Genomic DNA, 6,629 nt, shown 5'->3' on the forward strand with positions numbered 1-6,629 from the left:
CGCGCCGGTGGCCGTCAAAACAACTGAGCCCGTCCCCGGCCCGGCACCTACCGCCGCAGCTGCAGCGGTGCCGGCGGCTGCCCGGTGAGCGCGCTCCCCCGTCAGGACACCCCCGGCTTCCGCCTGGCGGTCTGCGCGGAAATGGTCTTCCTGGACCTGCCCCTCGAGGAACGCGTGCGCCGGATCTCCGGCGCGGGTTTCGACGTCGAGCTCTGGGATACCCGCAAACACAACGTCGAGCGGCTCTCCGCCGCCGGAGCAGTATTCTCCTCAATGACCGGGTACTCCGCAGGCAGCGTCATTGATCCGGACACCTCGCAGAACGTGATCCGCACGGCCCGGGCGCTCATTCCCACTGCTTTGGAGCTGGGCGTCAGCCGCATGGTGGTCCACCCGGCGGAGCTGATCGACGGGCAGGCCGCCCGTCCTGCCTTCCGCGCCACCGGCCAGCTGTGGCTGACCGGGCTGCGGACACTGGAAAAACTGGGCGAACTCGGCGCGGAGCACGGCATCGTTATTACGCTCGAGAACCTCAACACGATTGTTGACCACCCCGGCATTCCGCTTGCCCGGGCCAAGGACACGCTGGCCCTGGTCGAGGCCGTGGGACATCCGAACGTGAAGATGATGCTGGACCTCTATCACGCCCAGATTGGCGAAGGAAACCTGATCGACCTGCTCCGCCGGGCCCTGCCGCACATCGGAGAGATCCAGGTGGCGGACGTGCCGGGGCGCTGTGAACCGGGGACCGGGGAAATCAACTACCCTGCCGTCGCCCGGGCCCTGGAGCAGGCCGGGTACACGGGAACGGTCGGGATGGAGGCGTGGGCCGAGTCCGACAGTGCGCTGGCCCTCGACCGCTTCCGCGAAGCCTTCACGGTCCGGCGGCCGGCGCCGGCGGTTTAGGGCTCCACCTTCACCGCGATACCGGTCTCCAGGGACAGCTGGGCGGCGTCGGCCACCTTGGAGGCCGCGACGGCATCCTCCGGGGTGCAGGGGTTTTCCCGCTGGCCCTGGACCAATTCGATGAAGGCCAGCATCTCCGCCCGATAGGCGGCGTCGAACCGCTCCGCGAACGTCTGGTGCGCCTGCCCCTGCGGGAACTCCACGCCCGCCTCGGTGGAGCGCAGCGCCGTGTTCTCATCCAGTCCAACCATCACGGAAGACTGTGATCCCTGGATTTCGAGCCGCACGTCATGGCCGGCCCCGTTGTAGCGGGTGGCCGAGACGGTGCCCACCGTGCCGTCGTCGAACGTCACGACGGCGAGCGCGGTGTCGACGTCGCCCACGGCCCCGATCGCGGGATCCCCGTTGTTCGAGCCGCGGGCATAGACCTCCACGATCTCGCGGCCGGTCAGCCAGCGGAGAATATCGAAGTCATGCACCGAGCAGTCACGGAACAACCCGCCGGAGGTTGCCAGGAAGTCGACCGAGGGCGGGAACATGTCGCCGGTAACAGCCCGGAGGGAGTGGATCCAGCCCCGGCGTCGAGGCGCCGCTTGGCTTCCAGATATCCGGCGTCGAACCGGCGCTGGTGGCCGATCTGCACCACACCCTGGCGGTCACGGATGTAGTCCAGCACGGGCAGCGAGTCCGCGACGTCGCCGGCCACTGGCTTCTCGCAGAAGACCGGCACACCGGCGCCGACCCCGGCACGGATGAGCTCCGGGTGGGTAGCGGTGCCCGTGGCGATGACCAGCCCGTCGACCCCGCCGTCGAGCATCTGGGCCGCACTCGGCACAAATTCAGCGCCCAGCGCCTCCGCCACCCTGCGCGCGTGGTCCGCGGCGACGTCGGTAAGCTGCAGCCGGATTCGCAGGCCGCGATCGGCCAGTCCCTCGTTGAGGGCGGCGATGTTCCGGGCGTGCATGGTGCCGATCCGGCCGGTGCCGGCAAGTCCGAGAGTTACCGTCTTCATCGCAGGCAGCGCCTAGCCGCGCTGTGCCTCGGTGTTCGCGACTTCGGCCTCCACCTGGGCGACGACGTCGCTGTGGCTGCCGAGTGCCTCCAGCTCATGGGCAAGCTCCGTCAGTTCGGCGCCGCCGGCCATCTGCGCCGTCAGCTCCTCCAGCGTGATGTCCTTTTTGTTGTAGTAACCAATGGACTTGCCGCGCTTGAGCAGCAGGAACCTGTCCCCCACCGGAAAGGCATGGTGCGGGTTGTGGGTGATGAAAACGACGCCGAGGCCGCGGTCGCGGGCCTGCAGGATGTAGCGGAGCACCACACCCGACTGCTTTACCCCCAGGGCCGCCGTGGGTTCGTCCAGGATCAGGACCTTGGCGCCGAAGTAGACAGCACGGGCAATGGCCACACACTGGCGTTCACCGCCGGAGAGCTGGCCGATCGGCTGCTCCACGTCCCGCAGGTCGATACCCATTTCCTGCAGTTCCTTCTTGGTGACCTCCTTCATCCTTTCGACATCCAGCCGCTTGAACGGGCCGCTGCCCTTGGACAGCTCGGAGCCGAGGAAGAAGTTGCGCCAGATCGGCATCAGCGAGACGACTGCGAGGTCCTGGTAGACGGCGGCGATGCCCACGTCCAGGGCTTCCCGCGGCGAGCTCAGGGACCGGGGTTCGCCCAGGATCGTGAAGGTCCCCTCATCGTGTTTATGCAACCCGGCGATGATTTTGATCAGGGTGGATTTACCGGCACCGTTATCCCCGAGGACGCAGGTCATGCGGCCGGCGTCGACCGCCATCGTTACGTCCCGCAGGGCAATGATGTTGCCGTAGTGCTTGCCCACCGCGTCCAGTTCCAGGAGATGGACAGGCGTGCTGGTCAGCGGGTCTTTTTCCCCCTGGAGCAGGGTGTCCTGGGCAATGTGGTTGTTTTCCATCGATGTCATGTCTTTCTGCTCCTCGTTCGGTTACTGCTGCTCGGCCCGGCGCTTGACCATGAGGTTGACGATCGTGGCCAGAAGCAGCATCAGGCCCAGGAAAAACTTGAACCAGTCCGGGTTCCATTCGGCGTAGACGATGCCTTTGTTGGCCATCCCGAAGATAAAGGCGCCGATCGCACCGCCGATGGCCGAACCGTAGCCGCCGGTGAGGAGGCAGCCGCCGATCACGGCCGCAATAATGTAGAGGAATTCGTTGCCGATGCCTTCCCCGGACTGGACCGTGGAGAAGGCGAAGAGGTTGTGCATGCCAAGCACCCAGGCGCAGAAGCCGACACCCATAAACAGCCCGATCTTGGTTCGGACTACCGGGACGCCGACGGCGCGTGCTGCATCGGCGTCGCCGCCGGAGGCGAAGATCCAGTTGCCTACCCGGGTGCGCAGCAGGATCCAGGAGGCTACTGCCACCATCGCAATCCAGATGAAGACGGTGATTTTTACGTCGATGCCGCCGATGTTCACGGAGGAGGCAAAGATGGCTCGAGCGCTTTCGAAGCCGTCCATGCTGGCGATGGACGGGGTGGACACGCTGCCGCCGATGGCCCGGGTCAGGCCGAGGTTCAGGCCGGTCAGCATCAGGAAGGTGGCCAGCGTGACGATAAAGGAGGGCAGTTTGGTCTTGATCAGGATCCAGCCGTTGATAAACCCGATACCCAGGGACATCGCGAGCGCCAGGAACACGCCGATCCAGACGTTGGTGGAGAAGTACCAGCTGAACAGCGAGGCCATCAGGGCGGAACTGATGACCGCGACGCCGGTGGAGAGGTCAAATTCGCCGCCGATCATCAGCAGGGACACGCCCACGGCCATGATGCCGATGGTGGAAGCGCCGTAAAGCACAGTCGCAATGGAGCCTGGCTGCAGGAACACCGGTGCAACCGCTGCGAAGAAAATGAAGAGGGCGATGGCGCCGACCAGCGCGCCGATCTCCGGACGGCCCAGCAGTCTGCTGAGCGTGCTTTTTTTGCCTACCCGTTCATCCGCGACGGGAGGGGAAGCAGTAAGAGTCATGTCAGTTCTCCTTGGATGCTGCGGCGGAACCGTGAACCGGCTCCGCCGCAGCGGACCGGTGGTTTAGCGTATGCCCTGCTCGGCGAATTCGAGGACGGTGGAGGCATTGTCCTGGTCGACGATGGTCGGGCCGGTCAGCACCGGCTGGCCGCCGCCGATCTTGAAGCCGCCGCGCTTGTTCTGCCACAGTGCGTCCACGGCTCCGTAGCCCTGCAGCCATGGCTGCTGGTCAACGGTGAAGATCACTTCGCCGTCTGCGATTTTCTGGGCCATCTCCGCGTTCATGTCGAAGGAGGCCACCTTGGCATCGCTGCCGGCGGTTTCCTTCGCCTGCAGGATGGTCAGTGTGTACGGGGCACCGAGGCCAATAATGACGTCGGCGTCGCTCGTGGCCTGCAGCTTCGCGGTCACGGTGGACTGGACCTGGGTCATGTCAGTGCCCTGCACGTAAAGGATTTCGGTGTCCGGGACGATGGCCTTCACACCGGCGCAGCGGCCTTCCAGCCCAACGTGTCCCTGTTCCTGGATGACGCAGATGGGGTGCTTGTAGCCGTCCGCGGCGAGCCGGTTGCCGACGGCTTCACCGGCAAGCTGCTCGTTTGAGCCGAAGTGGGTGAACGCGCCGAGTTCGGCGTAACGGTCCTCGCCGGCGTTGAGGCTGACCACGGGGATACCCGCATCAGCGGCCTTCTTCAGGGCGGAAGCCAGTGCGTCGGGCTTGGCGAGCGTGACGGCGATGCCGTCGACGCCCTGGTCCACTGCCTGTTCGATGAGCTGTGCCTGGCGGCCGCCCTCCGGATCGGAGAGGTACTGCAGTTCCACGTTGTCCTTGGCGGCTGATTCTTCCGCCCCCTTGCGCACGATGTCCCAGAACGTGTCCCCGGGTGCGGCGTGCGTAATCAGGGCGATGCGCATGCGCTCAGTGCCCGCGACGTCGCCGCCGCCGCCTTCATCGGCGGCATCTGGAGCGCGGCCGCCGGAGCTGGAGCAGGCGGTGAGGGCCAGGGCGGGAAGCAGGACCGCCGCGGCCGCAAGTTTCCGCCACGAAAGCTTTTGTGACACGAGTTTCTCCTTTGTCTTCGTGAACCGGCCTTGCCGGAAGACCGGTGGAACGCTCCAGGGCATCTTCGTCCCGGTTCAGCTCCTCAGGGACTAAGCATGGTGACCTGAATCACAGAAGTCAACAGTATGTCAGGACATATTCACAATAGGGTGCGGCCGCTGGGGCGGACGTTGAATCGCCCTCTCAACAGGATCATTGGAAGCGCTGGCAGGCCTGTAGAAGGGACAGTCGTCGCTGATACCATCGTCCTAAAGCAGGTTGTCCTGACATTTACACTTACCACCTATGACCTAGACGCAGGCAGGGGAGCAACGATGGGCGTGGAGCTCAACATCCCGATTGACAGGTCCTCACCGGTGCCCCTGTACCACCAGGTAGTCCAAGGCATCGAGGCTGCCATTCACAGCGGCACTCTTGAAGCGGGCTCCCGGCTGGACAACGAGATCGATCTGGCCAGCAAGCTCAACCTGTCACGGCCGACCATGCGCAAGGCCATGGATGAGCTGGTCCGCTCCGGCCTCCTGGTCCGCAAGCGCGGCGTCGGGACGCAGGTGGTCTCCAGCCAGGTGCGCCGGAACCTTGAGCTCTCCAGCCTCTTCGACGATCTCCAGCGGACCGGTCAAAAACCCACCACCGAGGTCCTGGAGTTCCGGCACGGCAAGGCCGATCCATCCATCGCGCAGTCCCTTGACCTGCCGGCCGGCGTCAATGTCTACCACTTCACCCGGCTGCGGAGCGTCGACGGCAAACCGCTGGCGCTGATGGAGAACTGGGTCCGCGACGACATCACGGAAATCACTGAAGAGGGCCTGCGGAAGCTTGGCCTCTACCAGATCCTGCGGGATGCGGGAGTGAACTTCCGGCTCGCCAATCAGCGCATCGGCGCCAGGGTGGCGGACAAACGCCAGGCCGGTCTGCTCGAAACCGGCACCGGCGCGGCGCTGGTGACCATGGAGCGGACGGCTGTGGACGACGTCGGACGCAACGTTGAAACCGGTCACCACGTCTACCGTGCGGACTCCTACAGCTTTGAGATGACGCTGGTCCAGCGCTGACTTCCTCCATCCCCGCTACGAAAGGCAGCACGATGCCCGAAGCCCCGCAATGGGTGTACCCGCTCGGAACAGCAGGCGACGGAGCCTGGCAGGTTTCCCTCGGAGCCGCCGACAGCCCCGTCCAGGTGGAGGGATGGGCCCATACCGGACTAAAGGTTGCCCAGCTCGGTCCCGGTGAAGCCGTGAAGCTGGCCGCCGAACCCGAGGAACGGATCGTGATCCCGCTGGAGGGCACCTTCACCGTGACAGTGGGCGACGTCGATTATGTACTCCGTGGACGCGAATCCGTCTTCGCGGGGCCCTCAGACGTGCTGTACACCGGCATCGGCACCGCCGCTGCCATCACGTCCGCAGCGGGCGGGCGCGTGGCGGTGGCACTCGCACCCGCCAAGGCCAGTTATCCGGTCCGCCTGATCAAGGCAGAAGATACCCCGGTGGAGCTGCGGGGATCCGGCAACTGCTCCCGCCAGGTGCACAATTTCGGCACCCCCGCTGCGCTGGAGGCAGACCGGTTTATTGTCTGCGAGGTCATCACGCCGGCCGGCAACTGGTCCTCCTATCCCCCGCACAAACATGACGAGGAGAAGGACGGCGAGACCAGCCT

Annotated in this window: 6 protein-coding genes and 1 pseudogene; 3 read left to right on the forward strand and 4 right to left on the reverse strand. The window is 65.3% G+C overall.

Features of this window, described 5'->3' with window-relative positions; genetic code table 11:
- The first annotated feature begins 141 nt into the window (after positions 1 to 141).
- Entirely contained in the window at positions 142 to 906 is a 765-nt protein-coding gene (locus RTN46_RS15865) for a TIM barrel protein (RefSeq protein WP_312182840.1), read from the forward strand.
- Here the strand turns inward: RTN46_RS15865 and RTN46_RS15870 are convergent.
- The 4 genes and pseudogenes from RTN46_RS15870 to RTN46_RS15885 form a co-directional block, all read right to left on the reverse strand.
- A pseudogene (locus tag RTN46_RS15870) lies at positions 903 to 1,918 on the reverse strand (Gfo/Idh/MocA family oxidoreductase). The gene RTN46_RS15865 and the pseudogene RTN46_RS15870 sit on opposite strands and share 4 nt — an antisense overlap.
- Positions 1,919 to 1,930: 12 nt before the next feature.
- A complete protein-coding gene (locus RTN46_RS15875) occupies positions 1,931 to 2,836 on the reverse strand; it encodes an ATP-binding cassette domain-containing protein (protein ID WP_396157935.1) in 906 nt (301 codons plus the stop codon).
- Between the two features lie 30 nt (positions 2,837 to 2,866).
- Complete coding sequence (locus RTN46_RS15880) at positions 2,867 to 3,907, reverse strand: ABC transporter permease (RefSeq protein WP_312182834.1); 1,041 nt, start codon at positions 3,905 to 3,907, stop codon at positions 2,867 to 2,869.
- 63 nt (positions 3,908 to 3,970) lie between these two features.
- The gene (locus tag RTN46_RS15885) at positions 3,971 to 4,969 is read right to left on the reverse strand and encodes a substrate-binding domain-containing protein (RefSeq protein ID WP_312182836.1); all 999 of its coding nucleotides are present in this window, start codon (positions 4,967 to 4,969) and stop codon (positions 3,971 to 3,973) included.
- Positions 4,970 to 5,284: 315 nt separating this feature from the next.
- On the opposite strand from RTN46_RS15885, the gene RTN46_RS15890 reads away from it, so the two are divergent.
- Both RTN46_RS15890 and RTN46_RS15895 read left to right on the forward strand, forming a co-directional pair.
- Positions 5,285 to 6,025: a GntR family transcriptional regulator gene (locus tag RTN46_RS15890; RefSeq protein WP_312182837.1), complete on the forward strand. Its 741-nt coding sequence runs from the start codon at positions 5,285 to 5,287 to the stop codon at positions 6,023 to 6,025.
- Positions 6,026 to 6,057: 32 nt separating this feature from the next.
- Positions 6,058 to 6,629 (forward strand): 5-deoxy-glucuronate isomerase (locus RTN46_RS15895; protein ID WP_312182838.1); only part of this gene is annotated, 572 nt, incomplete at its 3' end.

Origin of the sequence: Arthrobacter sp. (genome assembly GCF_031988865.1) — a bacterium.
Taxonomy (GTDB): Bacteria; Actinomycetota; Actinomycetes; order Actinomycetales; family Micrococcaceae; genus Arthrobacter_B.

Coding starts and splice junctions, on each gene's coding strand:
- RTN46_RS15890 (WP_312182837.1), top strand. CDS start 5,285: ATGGGCGTGGAGCTCAACATCCCGATTGACAGGTCCTCACCGGTGCCC.
- RTN46_RS15880 (WP_312182834.1), bottom strand. CDS start 3,907: ATGACTCTTACTGCTTCCCCTCCCGTCGCGGATGAACGGGTAGGCAAA.
- RTN46_RS15865 (WP_312182840.1), top strand. CDS start 142: ATGGTCTTCCTGGACCTGCCCCTCGAGGAACGCGTGCGCCGGATCTCC.
- RTN46_RS15875 (WP_396157935.1), bottom strand. CDS start 2,836: ATGGAAAACAACCACATTGCCCAGGACACCCTGCTCCAGGGGGAAAAA.